At 68.5% G+C, this 16,618-nt stretch carries 7 protein-coding genes; 5 read left to right on the top strand and 2 right to left on the bottom strand.

Features of this window, described 5'->3' with window-relative positions; all coding sequences use genetic code 11:
* Positions 1 to 8 precede the first annotated feature (8 nt).
* On the bottom strand, positions 9 to 3,296 hold the full coding sequence (locus ACZ5GP_RS32020; protein ID WP_468754178.1) for an AAA domain-containing protein: 3,288 nt from the start codon (positions 3,294 to 3,296) through the stop codon (positions 9 to 11).
* Positions 3,297 to 3,522: 226 nt separating this feature from the next.
* On the opposite strand from ACZ5GP_RS32020, the gene ACZ5GP_RS32015 reads away from it, so the two are divergent.
* The 5 genes from ACZ5GP_RS32015 to ACZ5GP_RS31995 all read left to right on the top strand — a co-directional run bounded on the left by ACZ5GP_RS32015 (position 3,523) and on the right by ACZ5GP_RS31995 (position 16,102).
* Entirely contained in the window at positions 3,523 to 7,479 is a 3,957-nt protein-coding gene (locus ACZ5GP_RS32015; RefSeq protein WP_468754177.1) for a BREX-2 system ATPase PglY family protein, read from the top strand.
* A complete protein-coding gene (pglZ, locus tag ACZ5GP_RS32010) occupies positions 7,422 to 10,265 on the top strand; it encodes a BREX-2 system phosphatase PglZ (protein ID WP_468754176.1) in 2,844 nt (947 codons plus the stop codon). The genes ACZ5GP_RS32015 and pglZ overlap by 58 nt, the downstream gene beginning before the upstream one ends.
* Positions 10,262 to 11,596, top strand: a complete 1,335-nt coding sequence (gene brxD, locus ACZ5GP_RS32005) for a BREX system ATP-binding protein BrxD (RefSeq protein WP_030321487.1) — start codon at positions 10,262 to 10,264, stop codon at positions 11,594 to 11,596. The genes pglZ and brxD overlap by 4 nt, the downstream gene beginning before the upstream one ends.
* Positions 11,593 to 13,731, top strand: a complete 2,139-nt coding sequence (locus ACZ5GP_RS32000) for a DEAD/DEAH box helicase (RefSeq protein ID WP_468754175.1) — start codon at positions 11,593 to 11,595, stop codon at positions 13,729 to 13,731. Before brxD ends, ACZ5GP_RS32000 begins: the two co-directional genes overlap by 4 nt.
* A 241-nt stretch (positions 13,732 to 13,972) precedes the next feature.
* Positions 13,973 to 16,102: a DUF2075 domain-containing protein gene (locus tag ACZ5GP_RS31995; RefSeq protein ID WP_468754285.1), complete on the top strand. Its 2,130-nt coding sequence runs from the start codon at positions 13,973 to 13,975 to the stop codon at positions 16,100 to 16,102.
* A gap of 56 nt (positions 16,103 to 16,158) precedes the next feature.
* On the opposite strand, the gene ACZ5GP_RS31990 is transcribed toward ACZ5GP_RS31995, so the two are convergent.
* Entirely contained in the window at positions 16,159 to 16,287 is a 129-nt protein-coding gene (locus ACZ5GP_RS31990; RefSeq protein ID WP_245234619.1) for a DUF6408 family protein, read from the bottom strand.
* Positions 16,288 to 16,618 lie beyond the last annotated feature (331 nt).

The raw sequence follows: 16,618 nt of genomic DNA, 5'->3' as shown, positions 1-16,618 counted from the left end.
ACACGTGCTCAGCGCGAGCCCGGCAGCCGGATGTCCTGGGTCCAGGCGTTCGAGCTGCCCTTCGCGGTGGTCTTGCAGGCGGTGGCATAGCAGCGCCAGATCCAGTTGCGCTGCTTGTAGCGGCGGATCTCGATCTCCGTGCCCTTGCACCGACCGCACTTCGGCGGGCGGGCGAACACCTCCGCGTGCTCGTGCTCCAGCAGCTTCCGGGCGAAGTGGGAGCCCCGCATCGTCAGCATCACCTCCCGTGTGTCGTGCTGCGAGAGCACGTTGAGGCTGCCGAGCATGACCGTGCGCTCGTCGATCACCGCGATCTTCTGGTGCATCACGTACATCGGGACGACCGTGTGGACCACGGCACGCAGGTCCGCGATGAGCGACTGGTTGTTGTCCTGACGCTGGAGCTTGTCCGTGTCGTCGCGGATGAAGACGGTGACGCGGACTCCGCGGCCGACAGCGTCCCGCAGTTCGGGCAGCAGGGAGCGGAGCCGGTTCGCCACCCACGGGGCCCACAACCACAGCGACTCACGCGCCTGCCGGATCTGGTCCGTGAAGGCCCGGTAGAAGTCCCGCTCGTCGTCGATCCCCGTCACCTCCACGTGCCGGCTCAGCACCTCGGCGAGCGCGGCCCCGAACTCGCCCCGATACGTGGGGGGCGCGTGCGGTGGGGTGACCAGGTGCTTGGCCTGGAGGCGTCGGACGCCCGGGGTGCCGATCATCCCGGCCAGCTGCGCGAGGGCGGTTCCCGCCTTGGCCCCGCGGATACGTTCCCAGCTGCCGATGATGTAGAGCCGGGTCTTGACCCGGGTGACGGCTACGTTGAAGAGCCGTACGCCGTTGCGCCTCCACTCGTCGGCTCCGGGCTGCCGGTGGGCGAGGGCCATCCACAGCTCCCTGCTGTCCGCCCCCTCCACGGTGTCGAAGATGACGACGTCGAACTCCCGCCCCTGGAACCGGTGCGCCGTGCCCACCTCGGCCAGGGGCCGCCCGGAGCCCTCGACATCGCGCAGGGCCTCCAGTGTGGCCTCGGCCTGGACCCCGTACGGGGTGACGATGCCCGCCTCCTCGCCGTTCTCCCGGTGAAGTTCCACCAGCGCCCGGGAGATGAGGGAACCTGCCGGCCACCACCCCTTCCGGCTTCCCGTCAGATGGGCCCTGGCCAGTTCGTGCAGGCCGTCCGTGTCGATGAGGACGATCTCGGGGTCGTCCGCCGGTCGCGCCGCCCGCGCCTGGCTGCCGCCGCGCAGCACGCCGCCGTACGCCAGATCATTGGCCAGTTTCATCACGGCGGGGCCGAAGCGGTGCTGCTCGGTGAGGGTGACGCACGCCGGGTGCGCCTGCGCGTCCGCCGGCTCGACGATCCCGCAGTGCTGGAAGACGTCGGGGAGCAGCCATCGCTTGATGTCGTCCCGGTCCGGCTCCTTGAGCGAAGGCGGGATGACCGCACCCAGCTGCATGAAGTCCCCGAGCAGGACGGCGGCACGGCCTGCCTTTCCCGTTGCGAGCAGTACCTCCGGCAGGGTGGCGGCGCCCGCCTCGTCCACCAGGACGACGTCGTACGGGCCCTCGAAGACCGCCCGGTTGGTGCGGAACCTGGCGAGGGTCGTGGCGACCAGCTTCGCGCCCTTGATGATCTCGCCCTGGGCGTTGCGGGCGAGGCGTTCGTACTCCTCCTGGACTTCCTCGTACTGCTTCTCCAGCGCGGGGCGTCCGGCGGCGTCGGCCGCCACGGCCGGGCGCAGCCGTTGAGCCCGGTCGTACCGCTGTGGCCACCCCCACCGGACGGCTTCTGCGGTCAGATCGTGTGCAGCCTGGGCCTGCGAGGCCGCCTGGGTGGCTTCGGCCGACTCCCGGTCCCAGACCTGGCACAGTTCCTGGGCACGTTCCGCCGCGATCAGCTTGGCTTCCGCGTCGGCTTCGAGACTGTCGATCTGCTGCGGGGTGTACGGGATGGCGGATATGAGTGCGGCGATCCGGGTGTCGAGCGTCGCTATGTGGGTGGTCGCCGTCGTACGCGCGTCCATTGCCGCGCGGCGGTCCCTGATCGCTTGTTGCTCGGCGTCGTGCAGCTGCTGCTGGAGCTCCGTGATCTTCTCCCGCTTACGCCACCGGGCCACCGGGCCCAAGGCTTCGAGCTCCTGTAACTCCTCCCGCAGCTCACCGCAGGAGTCCTCCGTCAGCAGCGCGGCGGCTTCGCGGCGTTCCGCTGCCAGCCGGACCCGGACCTGCTCCTTGCGCAGCCCTTCGACCTGCTTCCACTGCTCACGCGACGCATCCGTGGCCGCGCTGCGGTCGGACGCCTCCTGCGCCACCCGCGCGGCATCCGCGTAGCTCTGTACCGCTTCCGCCGACCGGGTCTCGGCCGAGGCCACCCGCCCCAGAGCAGCCGCCAGGTCCTGCCCCGGGGTGCGCAGCAGTTTCAGCGCAGCGAAGTAGGCGGCGGGATCGAAACCGGCCAGAACCGTGTTCAGGGCGGCCAGCTGGTCGGCCCGGTTCCGGGCGGCGACGAGTTCGGCCTCGACCGTCCGGCGGCGCTCGGCGACCTCCGCCAGGCGCTCCCGGACCATCAGCGGCAGGGAAACCGAGGCGTCCTCGGCGACCTCCCGCAGGTGGGGCGGGCCCACGCGGACGATGTCGCCCGGGCTGTGGCGCTTCTCCCGGACCACTCCGAGCAGGGCGTTGTCCACGGCGATGTTGGTCGCGGAGACCAGCAGCACCCGGTCGCCCCGGGCGATCAGGTCGCCGATGGCGCGCTTGAGGACGGTGGTCTTGCCCGTGCCCGGCGGTCCCCACACCAGCAGGACACCCGAGCCGAGGCAGGCCCGGTACGCATCCCCCTGCGCGGGATGGAAACCGGGCGGATCCGGGGCCTGCGCGGGTGTCCCGCCGATGGCCCGGCCGGCCAGCGCGGCGGCCAGAGGGGCTTCGCCGAGCCCGGCGATACCGTCGCGCAAGGCCTCGATGAGGAAGGTGGGCGGCTGCTTCAGCATCCACACATGAGGGTCCGCGACATCGGCGAACTCGGCCACGCGCAGGGTGAGGAGCGAGCCGTTCTGCACCGCCTCGGAGACGGTGAAGCCGTTCGCCTCGATGTCGTCGGCTTCGGGGCCGGAGAGCCGCAGGCCGTCGAGTTGGTCCGGGCCGATGTCGGAACCCCGGAGGTCCACCGCGAATCCTCCGGGCTCCCCGGTGCGGACCGCGCGCGCGATGCGCTGCCACCGGGGCTGCCTCCCCGCACCGCCCTCGATCGCGATCCACTCGCCGAGCGCCGTAGTGATCTCCTCGCGCCACCCCACGTACCGCCCCCGCCCCCGTCGGAACCCCTTACCCCGGCGGCCAATCTACCCAGCGGCACGGAGCGTGACCCGTGAAGAGGGAGAAGTGACCGAGGGTGCCCTGGAGTGGCGTGGATCTTGCGGGGGCCGGGTCCCGCAAGCCGTGGGCCTGGCAAGATTGAGGCGTGCCGACCAGCGCACACCGTGTGACGTACGCCAAGCCACCGACCGAGGGACTGATCGCCTGATGCCTACGAGCGAGCTCTTCCTGAAGGATGTCATCGACATCAAGGAAGACGTCCATGCGGGCGACTTCAAGATCGAGCTCTCTCAGGGATTCAGCGAGACCGACGCACGGGTTGCCGAGTACGTCGTCACCGAGCAGCTCCAGGGTGCCTTCCGGCATGCGCTGAGCATCGTGTCGAACGCGGTACGTACGGGGAACTCGCACGCGGCCTATCTGCACGGCTCCTTCGGTTCCGGTAAGAGCCACTTCCTGTCCGTGCTGCACGCGGTGCTCAACAACCACTCGGCGGTCCACGCCAAGCCCCGCCTCATGGAGGTGGTCGCCCCGCACCAGGACTGGCTGCGGCAGAGCCGGTTCCTGATGGTTCCCTACCACCTCGTCGGCTCCACCGACCTCGACTCGGCGCTGCTGGGCGGCTACGTGCACACCGTGCGCGAACTCCACCCCGACGAGCCGCTGCCCCCCGTCTACCGGGCCGACGCCCTGCTCGCCGACGCCCGGGCCCAGCGGGCGTTCCTGGCCGACGACGCGAAGTTCCTGCAGTGGCTGGGCAAGGGGGCTGCGGCGCTCGCCCCCAGCAGCGCCGCGCCCGTGGAAGCCGACCCCGACGACATGGCGCCGCTGGACACGGGTGTCGGCGTGTCGGCTGCGGGCGGCTGGAGCGGCGCCGACTTCGACCTGGCGTTCAGCGCTTCCGCCGTGGACGACCCGTACCGGGAGAAGCTGGTCTCCGCGCTGCTGGCAGGGCCCATGGCCTCGTACGCCCAGGGCGTCCGCGGTGAGGCAGGGGCCTATGTGCCGCTGGAGAACGGCCTCAAGATCATCTCCAGGCATGCCCAGTCTCTCGGCTACACCGGGGTCGTGCTCTTCCTGGACGAGCTGGTGCTGTGGCTCCAGGCGAACATGGGCAAGCAGGACTTCGTCCGGGACCAGGTGCAGCGACTGGTCAAGCTGATCGAGTCCGCGGACAGTGGCCGGCCGGTGCCGATCGTGTCGTTCATCTCCCGCCAGCGGGACCTGTCCCAGCTCATCGGCAGCGACGTGGCCGGCGCCGACGTCGAGAACCTCGAGCAGCAGATCGAGTACCTCGCCGAACGCTTCGACGTCGTCGACCTCGAGGACAGCAACCTCGTCGAGATCATCAAGCACCGCGTGCTCTCCCCCAAGCCGGGCATGGAGTCCGTCCGCGACGACGCGTTCAAGATCGTGGAGTCGTCGAACGACGAGGTGCGCCAGGTGCTCCTCGACGCACAGGGCCGCACCGAGGCCAGCTGGGACGACTTCCGCGAGCTCTACCCGCTCTCCCCGGCCCTGCTGAACGTGCTCGTCGACCTCTCCGGCGCCCTGCAGCGCGAGCGGACCGGCTTGAAGCTGGTGCAGGAGCTGCTGCGCCGGCGTCGCGACGACCTCAAGCTCGGGGAGCTGATCCCGCTCGGAGACCTGTACGACGTCATCGCGGACCGCACTGGTGCAGCCTTTACGCCCAAGCTGCGCCGCGAGTCGGAGATCGCGCACCGCTTCCACGGTCGGGTCAAGGACACCCTTCTGGAGAAGTACAAGTCGAAGGACGACAAGCGCTTCCAGACCGACGACCGGCTGGTCAAGACGCTGCTGCTGGCAGCCCTCGCCCCCAATGTGCCCGCGCTGACCCGCCTCACCGGCAGTCGGCTCGCCGCGCTGAACCACGGCGCGATTCGCACACGGGTCGGCGACGCGGGCTCCGTGGCCGTCAAGCGGCTGCGGGATCTCCAGGTGGAATACGACGGAGAGCTGCGCAGCGAGGGGGACACCAGCGACCCCGTCTTCCACCTGCACCTTTCGGATCTGGACGTGGAGCCCCTCCTCGAAGAGGTTCAGGGAGCCGCCGACCAGCTCGGCTACCGCCGTCAGTGGATCAAGGACCAGCTGTGGCGGGCGCTAGGAGTCAAGGACACCGAGTCCTTCGTCTGTGAGCGGGAGGTCGTCTGGCGCGGCACCAGGCGCCGGGTCGAGATGGTCTTCGGCAACGTGCGTGACACCCACCTGCCGGACGAGGAGTTCACGCCGCAGCTGCCGGGCAACATCCGCATCGTCTTCGACTACCCCTTCGACGACGCCGACCACTCACCCATGGACGACGTCCAGCGTGTCGACAAGCTCCGGAGGGCCGGTCGGAACGAGCCCGTCCTCGTCTGGCTGCCCGACTTCTTCTCCGAGCAGACGGGGCGGCAGCTCGGCCGCCTCCTGAAGATCAACTACCTGCTGGAGCGGGACCGGCTGGAGGATCACACCGCCACCCGCCCCGCAGAGGAACGCACTCAGATCCGAAACCAGCTCAAGGCCTCGCGGGACAGCCTCACCGAACGGCTCACCACATCGCTCCTGGAGCTGTACGGGATCAACCGGGCCGAGCCCGGCACGGTCGGTGCGCAGGTGCCGGAGGGACAGCACCTGATCTCCCTCCAGCGCGGTTTCGACCGGACCCGGCCGGAACCTGCCGTCGGGTTCGAACAGAACCTGCTGCTGCTCGCCGACGAGATGTACGCGGCGCGCTACCCCAAGCACCCCGATTTCGACCCCCGGCTGACCCGCAAGCCCATCACCCTGGGCGACCTCAAGACCACGCTGGAATGGATCACCCGAGCAATGGAGGACGGGTCGCGGCGTGTGGTCGTCGACGGCCACCACCTGGAGAAGGTCCGGAAGATCGTGCACGCGCTCGGGCTCGGCGAGGTGCACGACGGTCCGCTCGTCGTCACCAATGACTGGCGGCTGCGCATCAACAAGCGGGCCGCGGAGAGTGCCGACGCCGACGGCGATCTCGCCGTGGAGACCATCCGTACCTGGATCTCCGAGATGGGCTACGAAGGGCTCGACCGCCACGTCGGCAACCTGCTCATCGCCGCTTACGCGCTGGTCGACGACCGCACCTGGATCTACCAGACCTCCACGATTCCGCAGGCCCCCGAGCTCGACAAGATCGGCCCCGGTTATGGGCTGCGGGCAGTGGCGCTGCCGGACGAGGACACGTTCAACAATGCTCTGCGCAGGGCGGGTGTCATCTTCGGGGTGCACGTTTCGCCGGTGCTCTTCGCCCGTAACGTTGCCCAGCTCGCCAACAAGGTGCGGGGTGTCGCGGACGAACACCGCAAGGCCGTTGCGGGGGTGCGCGACCTGCTGCAGAAGCACGCCGGCCGGCTGGGCCTGGAGGGGCCCGGAGGTGTGCAGGCGCCGCGACTTCAGTCCCTGAAGGCCGCCGCCGATCTCATGGCACGCGTACAGCGCACCGGCGATCCGACCCTCGCCGTCCAGGAGATCGCAGGCATCGCCTACGAGGTCGGCGACGAGGAGATCGGTGCTGCCCTCAAGCAGGCGCCCGATGTGCTCTCCGAGCTCCACTCCGAGGAATGGCCTCCGCTGCTCGACACAGTTCACGAGCTGTCGACGCGTGACGACTCCGTCGGCGACCGGGCCCGCGGACTCCTGGCAACCGTCCAACGCGTGGCGAACAGCCATGAGTCCCGGGACGAGTCCCTCGCCCCGGTCCTCGCCGGCATCCAGGGCTCGGCCATGGCACTGATGCGGGAGGCCACCCGGCTCGCGCAGGCGGCACAGCCGGTGACCCCGCCGCCGGCCCCGGCGCAGCCGACCGCCGAGGACATCCGGCTCACCGAGCACGGCAACCCGTCGGTGCCCACCGCCTCACCCCAGGCAGTGGACCCCCGACAGGGAGCAGTGTGGCCAGGGACTGCCGCTCCTACCGGGCCGGTCGCACCCACCCCCGGCCCGTCGGGCTCCCACGGTGCGTACCTCGTCGAACCGACACGGCTCGAAGCTAGTCTGGCTGCCACCGTCGCGGAACTCAGCAGCGAGCTCCGCACCTTCCTCACCGCTCATCCCGGCGCCCGCGTCCAGGTCTCGTGGCAGGTCGTCGAGGCCGATGCCGGGACGGCCGACACCGAAGAGGCTGGCAACTGATGGTCCAACCTCTTCCGCAGGTCGGCCGCCGCACGATCGAAGCCCTACTGGAAAAGAATGCTTCCGCGCTGCGCGACCGCTCTCTGATGCTGATCCACGGCCGCTACGCACCTGGGGCCACCGGCGCTTTCACCGCTACGGTGGGCGGTGAGCCGCGGCGGGTGAGCGTGCGAGACGAGTCGTCCGTCCTCGGACTGCTCGCCGCGTGGCAGGAGCACCGCGCGGACGCAGCCCCGGGCAGCCTGCTCGTCGTCACCACCGGGGTGGACGACTCACAGCTCGGCTGGGACTTGCGCGGACATGCGGTGCGCCGTCGCACGCTCACCGTGGACCGAGCCGAGATCGTCCTGCAGCGCTTCGGTGCCGCCGGCTTGGACATGCGGATGTACCGCGAGGACTGGCTGCTGGAAGCGTTGCTCGACGCCGAACCTGCGGAAGGCGGCTGGCCGAGAGCCGCAGGGGTGCTCACCCGAGACTCGGCCCTGCGCGCCCTGGTCGTCGTACGCCTCGGGCTGGCCCGGCCCCCAGGCTCCGCAGACACGTCGAGAGAAACCGCCATCGACGCGGACTCCCTGCTGGCCTGGTCCCGCACGACGGCAGGCCCCCGCCGATTCGCCGAACTCAAGGACGTCGAGCGGGACGAGCTGAAGAAGTGGCTCGGCGAGGTGGCCGGCCCTGCGGTACCCGTGCTGCTCGCGCTCGCGGAAACGGGGCGGGGGGCGGACGCCATGGCACTCGGCCTGCTCGGCGCGGCGCTGCGCGATCCGGCGGCGAGCCCGGACACGGTCCTCGCCGTCGGCGGACTCTTCGGTCAGGCACGCCCTCGGCGCGCCGAACTCACCGCCTTCACGGACTCGGTGGAAGGGACACTGATCCGCTGGATCTCCGAGGCACGCAGCAGCGACAGTGCCAGACAACGCGTGTTCGCGGTACTCGACCGGGCCGATGAGCTGGCACGCGACGCCGGCCTCACGACAGGCCTGGCTGCCAGCCGATTTCTCCCCTCCAGCTTCGCAGCCCAGCTGGGGGCGGTGATCGCGGCGGCCCGCCAGTCTCCGGACGCGGGCGAGAACGAACTCGCAGACCTGAAGGGGCATGCCCTGGCCGGGCTCTTCCCCGACCGCGTACGGGTCGCGGAGATGGCGGTACGCCTCGCACGCTGGCTGCGCCTGCCCGTACCCGCCGTCACAGGGGTGGCGGCGGGAGTCGCAGCCCATGGAGCCGACTGGGGCTGGGCCGACCGGGCGCTCACGGTGCTGTGGAGCGGCGATCCCGGGGGCGACCGGGAAGCCGCGCGGCATCTGCGCGCGCTGTATACCGAAGGGCGGGACCGTAGGGAAGCACTGGACGAGGCTTTCGCCCGGCAATTGGCGGGTTGGACACTCCATGCCACTGCTCAGCAGCCGGGCGGCGCTCTGGTGGTCGAGAACGTCCTGGAGACCGTCGTACGACCGCTGGCCGCCGGTGTGCCCCCCCTTGTCATCGTGCTGGACGGTATGAACAGTGCCGTTGCGGCCCAGCTCGGGGAGGAGACGGAACGCGAGGGCTGGCGGGAGATCATTCCGCGTCCGGCACAGGGCGAACCCGCACAGCGCCTCGCGGCGGTTACGACGTTCCCCTCCGTGACCCAGGTGAGCAGGGCCTCACTGCTGACAGGGTCTGCGGTAGCGGGCGGTCAGTCAGTGGAATCATCCGGCTTCACTGCCTTCTGGAGGAAGCGTCGCAAGGACGCCGAGCTCTTCCACAAGGCCTCGATCGGCGGAGACGCCGGGCATTTCCTTGCCCCGGAACTGCTGCTCGCACTCGCCTCGGGCGCCGTAGTCGGAGTCGTCCTCAACACGATCGACGACGCTCTCGACTCCGGGCAGCAGGGCCAGCGCACTGCATGGTCGCTGCACGACGTCACCTACCTGCGCGAACTGCTGGCCGCGGCCCGTAGTTACGGGCGACCCGTCGTTCTGACGTCCGACCACGGGCACGTTCTGGAGCGTGAACCGGGCAGCTCCCCCGTCGAGGTGGACGGGCCGGCTGGGTCCGCCCGCTGGCGGCCGGGCACGGATGCCCGGGAGGGGGAAGTAGCCCTGCGAGGCCCCCGCGTGCTGGATGGAGACGGGACGATCGTCGCGCCCTGGCGCGAGAACATCCGCTACTCGGGTCGCCGGGCCGGATACCACGGCGGTGCTGCCCTGGCCGAAGTAACCGTGCCCGTGCTGGTCCTCGCACCCTCGGCCGAGCTGGCGCCTCAGGGTTGGGATCCGCTTCCCAGGGAGCAAGCAGCACCGTCGTGGTGGCGGGCTTCTGCCGCCACTGCGACGGAGGTGGAGCCTGTAACGGCATGTGAAGTCACCTCCTCGAAGCCCAAGCAGAGCAAGACTCCGAAGCAATCCGAGGGACTGTTCACGGACGCGGACGTAGTGACGGCCGACGGGCGCGGTGGTGAGGAACTCCTGGCCACACCGCTCAGCCTCGGCGACCAGGTGGTGGCGAGCGAGGTCTACGAGGCGCAGAAGGCGTACGTTCGCAAGGCGCCGGAAGTAAAGATCGTGGCGGCCGTGATCGATGAGCTGGTGGCAGCGGGCGGCACCATGTCCCCGGCCGCCCTGGCGGCAGCGATCTCGGCCACCGGACGCGTGCGACGAAACATCGAGGGCTTCGTCGCCACTGTCCAGCGGCTTCTGAACGTCGAGGGTTACCCCGTGCTCGGATTCATCGACGGCGGTCACACGGTCAAACTCGATGAGACGCTGCTGCGCGGGCAGTTCCTGCCGACTGGGGGGTCACGATGACGGGCCCTGTGGCCCAGGCCAGCGCGGTCCGACGGCGGGAAGTCATCGACGCGCTGCGGCGCGGAACCGTGCCCCAAGCGGGTCTCGACCTCCTCGCGGTCGGCCTCGGTCGCTTCGAAGCGGCACTCGACGACGACCTGGCGACGGCCTCGCGGGGCGGGGCCGCCTTCCACGCGATTCGTGGAGACTACGGTTCCGGCAAGACCTTCTTCGCCCGCTGGCTCGCCGAACGTGCGAAGAGAGCGGGATTGGCCACGGCCGAAGTGCAGATCTCCGAGACGGAGACTCCGCTGCACAGGCTGGAGACGGTCTATCGCAGGCTGACCGAGCGGCTGACCACCGCAACACATCAGCCCAGTGCCCTGCGCGCCGTGGTCGATTCGTGGTTCTACACCTTGGAGGAGGAAGTCCTCGACGCCGGAGAGGCCGACGAAGAGGACGAGGCGGGGCTTGCCGAGGCGGTCGACGCGCTGATGGAACGACGGCTGGCGGAAGTCGCCCGCACCACGCCTGCTTTTGCCGCGGCGTTGCGCGGCTACCGCAGGGCCGTCGCGGCTGGGGACGGAGCCACCGCCGAAGCGCTCATCGCCTGGCTGGGCGGACAGAAGTCCGTCGCAGCCTCTGCGCGCCGTACGGCCGGCGTCCGTGGGGACCTCGACCACTTCGCGGCACTCGGCTTCCTCCAGGGGCTCCTCACCGTGCTGCGTGACTGCGGCCACCCCGGACTGCTCCTCGTCCTCGACGAGATCGAAACGCTGCAACGCGTCCGAGGCGACGTCCGGGAAAAGGGGCTCAACGCCCTGCGGCAACTTCTCGACGAGATCGACGCCGGACGCTTCCCCGGACTCTTCCTCGTCATCACCGGAACCCCGGCGTTCTACGACGGCCAACAGGGAGCTCAGAGACTCGCCCCCCTCGCGCAACGGCTCGCCACCGACTTCACCACGGACCCCCGCTTCGACTCCCCCCGTGCGGTCCAGCTTCGTCTGGCGGGCTTCGATCTTCCCCATCTCGGCGAACTCGGCCGAGCAGTGCGGAACCTGTACCGGGAAGAGGCACGTCATCCGGACCGGATCAGCGAGCGGGTCGACGACGCGTACATCGGCGACCTTGCGGTGGCTGTCACCGGCGGACTCGGTGGGAAGGTCGGAGTCGCACCCCGGGTATTCCTGCGGAAGCTGGTCGCCGACGTCCTGGACCGGGTGGACGAGTTCGAGGACTTCGACCCACGGCTCCACTACGCCTTCACCGTCACCTCGTCCGAACTCACGGAGACAGAGCGCAACGCGGCTGCAGGACGCGCGGATGACATCGAGCTGGAGCTGCCGTGAGCGTCTCCGGCGAGCTGGACCCGGCGCTCGTCCACCACATCGTCAACACGCTGGGGTGGCGCAGCCTGCGTCCGCTTCAGGAGGAGTCGGTAGCTCCGGTTCTCGCAGGCGACGACGCCGTGCTCCTGGCTCCGACAGCCGGGGGGAAGACGGAAGCCGCGTGCTTCCCTCTGCTCTCGCGCATGGCGAAGAACCGGTGGACCGGCACCTCGGTGCTGTACGTCTGCCCGCTCAAGGCCCTGCTCAACAATCTGCTTCCGCGCCTGGAGAACTACACGTCATGGCTGGGACGTACGGCCGCGCTCTGGCACGGTGACACCACCGCCGGGGCCAGGAAGCGCATCTTGGCCGAGCGGCCGGACATCCTGCTGACCACCCCTGAGTCGCTGGAGGCGATGCTGGTCAGCGCCAATGTCGACCATGCGTCCTTCTTCTCGGGGCTCAGGGCAGTGGTGGTCGACGAGGTGCATGCCTTCGCCGGAGACGACCGAGGGTGGCATCTCCTCGCAGTCCTTGAACGGATGCAACGGGTGGTGGGCCGGCCCCTCCAGCGCATCGGGCTCTCGGCGACGGTCGGCAACCCGGAGGAGCTGCTCACGTGGCTCCAGGGATCGGGCGCAGGGAAACGGCCGGCCCAGGTCGTAGCCCCACACCTGGCCGGACCAGGGTCGTCGGCGGCAGGGGATACCGCCGTCATTCCGCCGGGTGACATCGAGCTCGACTACGTCGGTTCCCTCGACAACGCGGCCACGGTCATTGCCTCGCTCCACAGAGGAGAGAAGCGCCTTGTCTTCTGCGAGTCAAGAAGACTTGTGGAGGAACTGGGAGAGAAACTCCGCGCGAAAGGGATCACGGCCTTCCTGTCCCATGCCTCGCTCTCCCTCGAGGAACGCAGACGGGCGGAGACAGCCTTCGCGGAAGAACGCGACTGCGTCATCATCTCGACCAGCACACTGGAACTCGGCATCGATGTGGGTGATCTGGACCGGGTGATCCAGATCGACGCGCCATCCTCGGTCGCCTCCTTCCTCCAGCGCCTCGGCCGCACTGGGCGCAGGGCAGACACCCTGAGGAACTGCCTCTTCCTGGCGCTGGACGAATCCGGGCTCCTGGACGCGGCCGGGCTGCTTCTGCAGTGGTCGCGGGGATGGGTAGAGCCCGTGATCGCTCCTCCTGAGCCGCGTCACATTGTCGCGCAGCAATTGCTTGCTCTCTGTCTGCAGGAGCACCGAGTTGGCGAGAACCTGTGGCAGGAGTGGTGGAACGGTCTCGGACCCTTCGGCAGCGCTGCAGAACCGATCGCGCGACATCTGGTCGACGAGGGATATCTGGACCGGGACGGAGGACTCCTGTTCATCGGCCCGGAAGCCGAACGGCGTTTTGGCCACCGCCATTTCATGCACCTCACGGCAGTCTTCACTGCGCCTCCGCAATTCACTGTGCTGCACGGCCGGTCAGAGATCGGTCGAACCGATCCCAGCCTGCTCACCGAGCGGGTGAACGGGCCGCGCCGCCTGTTGCTCGGCGGGCGGAGCTGGCTGGTCACGTACATCGACTGGCGACGAAAGCGCTGCTTCGTGGAGCCCGTGGACGGGGGAGGAAAGGCGAAGTGGAGCAGCGCCGGATTCGGCCCCGGAGCATCGTTCGAAGTGTCGCGGGCGGTACGCGAAGTGCTGCTGGGCGCAGATCCACCCGTCAAACTCACGCAGCGGGCGGTCCGGTCCCTGAGTGAAGCGCGTGAGCACTTCCTGGAGCGGGTGCATCAGGGAGGCACGCTCATCATCCGGGATGCCGATGGTCGCATGCGCTGGTGGACGTGGGCGGGGCACCGGGCCAATGCCACACTGGCGGCCACCCTCGATGAGGTGGCGGTGCCGGGCCAGCGCGTCAACGATCACTGGATCCGGCTGCGTGAGGACGTGACGCCGGCGTCCTGGAAGAGTCACACCGCCGGTGCGGCCGACCGGCTCTGTCTTCCCGCAGTCGATGAGCGGGCCGTACGAGGTCTGAAATTCGCCCAGGCTCTGCCGCCGAGGCTGGCGGAAGCGACGCTTTCCGCCCGTCTGGCCGGCTCGGAGTCTGCGGTTGCCGTGTTGTCCGAACCTGTGCGATTCGTCTCGATCGCTGGGCAATGAGACTGCCTGGGATGGGACGTCAATTTCCGTGTTGCCGGGCCTCAAGGGGTACCCAGTGACCCGCACCGCGTGATCCAGCCACGATCGCCAAAGTTCCGGCCGGCAGCCATCGTGATGTTTTCGGCAGGCCAGGCCTTACCTAAGATCACCACAACCGAACTGCGGCCCGACGGGCTTCCTGGACAGGACATGCCCCCACCCGCACGAGTCACTCGTGCCCTGGGGGAACCACCTCGTGTCCATGCTCCTTCTGAGACTGTCGGCTCAGGATCTGCTCACTCTCGACTCGCGCGACCGGATGGTGCCGCATCTTGCCGCCCGGTGGCGGTACTTCCGGGGAGCGGACGCCTCGGAGTCGGAGCGCTCCGCCTGGGCGGAGAGCCTGGTGAGCCTCGCGAGTGACCTGGTCGCAGTGGGACGGGGGAACGTGGAGATGATCGTCGAGTGTGCGGCCACCCTCGACGAGGCGGTCTGTCCCGGCGATCCCCGCCTTATCGACGTCGTTCTGGTGGGGCGCCATCCAGAGCGCCACGTGCCCTCCGTGCAGTTGGTCGAGTTGAAACGTTGGTCGACGGTGAGCCGGGTGGAACGGGCGACCGCGGACCTTTTGCATGTGCCGGGAATCAAAGACAAGAAGAAGCATCCGGCGCTGCAACTGGGCGCAAACTATGAGGCGTTCACGAGCCCTAGAGGTCCGTTCCAGGGTGCCGACTTCGAATGCGGCGGTTTCGCCTACCTGCACAACGCCACCGACGAATCCGTGAGAACCCTGATCGACGTGGACGCGCCGACAGGGGCCTACGCCCGCGTCTACACGAGTGACCGCCGCGAGCAGTTGTTGTCCGACCTCAGGATGAACTTCGCGGAGGACGGTGCGGCCTCCACGGCAGAGCGGATGCTGCAGAGCATGGGCCTGCGCAATACTCCGCTCCTCGATGCCATGATCTGGTCCCGCGGAGCCGACACCGTCTTCACTCTGCGAGGGCGGCAGAAGGAGGTCGCGGATCAAGTTCTGGAGACTGCGTCGAGGGTCCTACCGGACCCTCGACATCCCGCCCTGGTACCGGACGAGCGGCGTGTGGTCTTCCTCGTGACGGGTGGGGCGGGAACCGGGAAGAGCGCGATCGGCCTGCAGATAAAGGCGGAGCTGGAGGCTCAAGGCCGTACGGTCAAGTACGCCAGCGGCAGCCGGGCTTTCAACGGGGCCCTCCAAGAACACGTTGGCTACGGGGATCGGCAGTTCAGGGAGACGTTCACCTACTTCAGCAGCTTCGTCACGCCACCTGACCCGCTCCTGGACGTGCTGATCTGCGACGAGGCACACAGGCTCCGGGATCGGTCGACCAGCCGATTCTGGAAACCCGAAGAGCAGGGCACAGGACCGCAGGTCGACGAGCTACTGGCTGCGTCCCGTTTGACGGTGTTCTTTCTGGACGAGGGACAGTCCGTGAGACCGAACGAGGTCGGAACGGTCGATCTGATCAAGGACGCAGCCGAGCGGCGCAACGCTCTCGTCATTCCCTACAAGTTGAGGGAACAGTTCCGATGCGGGGGCAGCGACGCCTACGTTCGTTGGGTGAAAGCGTTGCTGGGCGTGACGGACGAGGAGCCCGGCAAGTGGCGCCCCGACGGACTGATGCACATCGAGGTGGCGGACACCCCGGAAGAACTCGAGCAGATCATTCGGACAGAAGTACGGGCCGGTGCGTCTGGGCGCATGGTCGCCGGCTACTGCTGGCCGTGGACGAAGCCGCTCGGCAAGGAGCGACGACTGGAGGCCGACGTCCGTATCGGCGAGTGGCACCGGCCGTGGAACGCGGACAGCGAAAGCTTCTGCGAGAACGAGGCGCCGCCGTCAAGGATCTGGTCCGTGCACGAGAACGGCCTGGGTCAGATCGGCTGTGTCTACACCGCGCAGGGACTCGAATGGGACTGGTGCGGGGTGCTCATGGGTGACGACATGGTGCGCCGCGGTGACCGGTGGGTCTTTCGGCGGGGCAAGGAACTCAAGACCGCGGATCCGGGCATCAAGCGGGTTGCAGAGCCCGGTTCGTTCGATCCCAAAGTGAAGGCCGGCAGAGTCGATGACGACGAGTTCGCGCGTCTCGTCCGGCACGCCTATCACGTGTTGATGACCCGGGCCAGTCGTGCCACGGTGCTGTATTCCACCGACCAGGAGACCCGGGACTATCTCAAGAGTCTCGTCGGCGAAGTCGAGATTCATGGGCTGCGTCCCACTTGGGAGAACCTTCCGGTGGAGGCGCGTACGCCGCATCTTCCCAGGCCTGGCCGAGGACGGGGGCGGGGAAAGAACAAGGGGAGGAGTCGGAAGAGTGGGGGGTCACAAGCCCCTGAGATGAGGCTGTTCTGACAAGAGCTGTCGTATGAGTGAGGTGGCGGACTCACCGGGCCCGCCACCGGCCTGCACTAGAAGAGCAGACCTGCCATCGCCACCAGGGCCGTCACCAAGAGGTTGGAGACGACTGCGGCGGCAATCTCGATCAGGATCTCGCGGATCCGTTCACGACGCGCAGGCTTGCACTCGACCGAGGTCATGGCCACTCCAAAGCAGTGAGATCGGAATGGCAGGGGGACGCCCTACCGGGCATCCACGCTCGCGTCGCATGTCACCACACGACGGGCACAACCATTCCTCACCCGCAACTCACTGGGGTGAGCTCAGGAACCGCAGCCTCGTACCCTTCGGGAAGGTGCGCAGCGCGATCATGCTATCTCGTCGAGTCGACGCGGAGTGTGGATTCCGCAGTCGCAGTCGCAGCCGCATACGCGGACTAGGTCGTTTCTGATGGCTCTTGGACGGTGTCGCGGAGCCAGATGGCGATCGCTGCGACGGTGAGGGTGCCGTTGAAGATGTAGTCGCGTTTGT

The sequence above is a fragment of the Streptomyces sp. NPDC031466 genome (assembly GCF_055581265.1).
This window is presented reverse-complemented; position numbering and strand designations above follow the sequence as displayed.

What these genes read in the sequence shown, in the direction of transcription:
- ACZ5GP_RS32015 (WP_468754177.1), top strand. Translation starts at nt 3,523, where the DNA reads ATGCCTACGAGCGAGCTCTTCCTGAAGGATGTCATCGACATCAAGGAA.
- brxD (WP_030321487.1), top strand. Translation starts at nt 10,262, where the DNA reads ATGACGGGCCCTGTGGCCCAGGCCAGCGCGGTCCGACGGCGGGAAGTC.
- ACZ5GP_RS31995 (WP_468754285.1), top strand. Translation starts at nt 13,973, where the DNA reads ATGCTCCTTCTGAGACTGTCGGCTCAGGATCTGCTCACTCTCGACTCG.
- ACZ5GP_RS31990 (WP_245234619.1), bottom strand. Translation starts at nt 16,287, where the DNA reads ATGACCTCGGTCGAGTGCAAGCCTGCGCGTCGTGAACGGATCCGCGAG.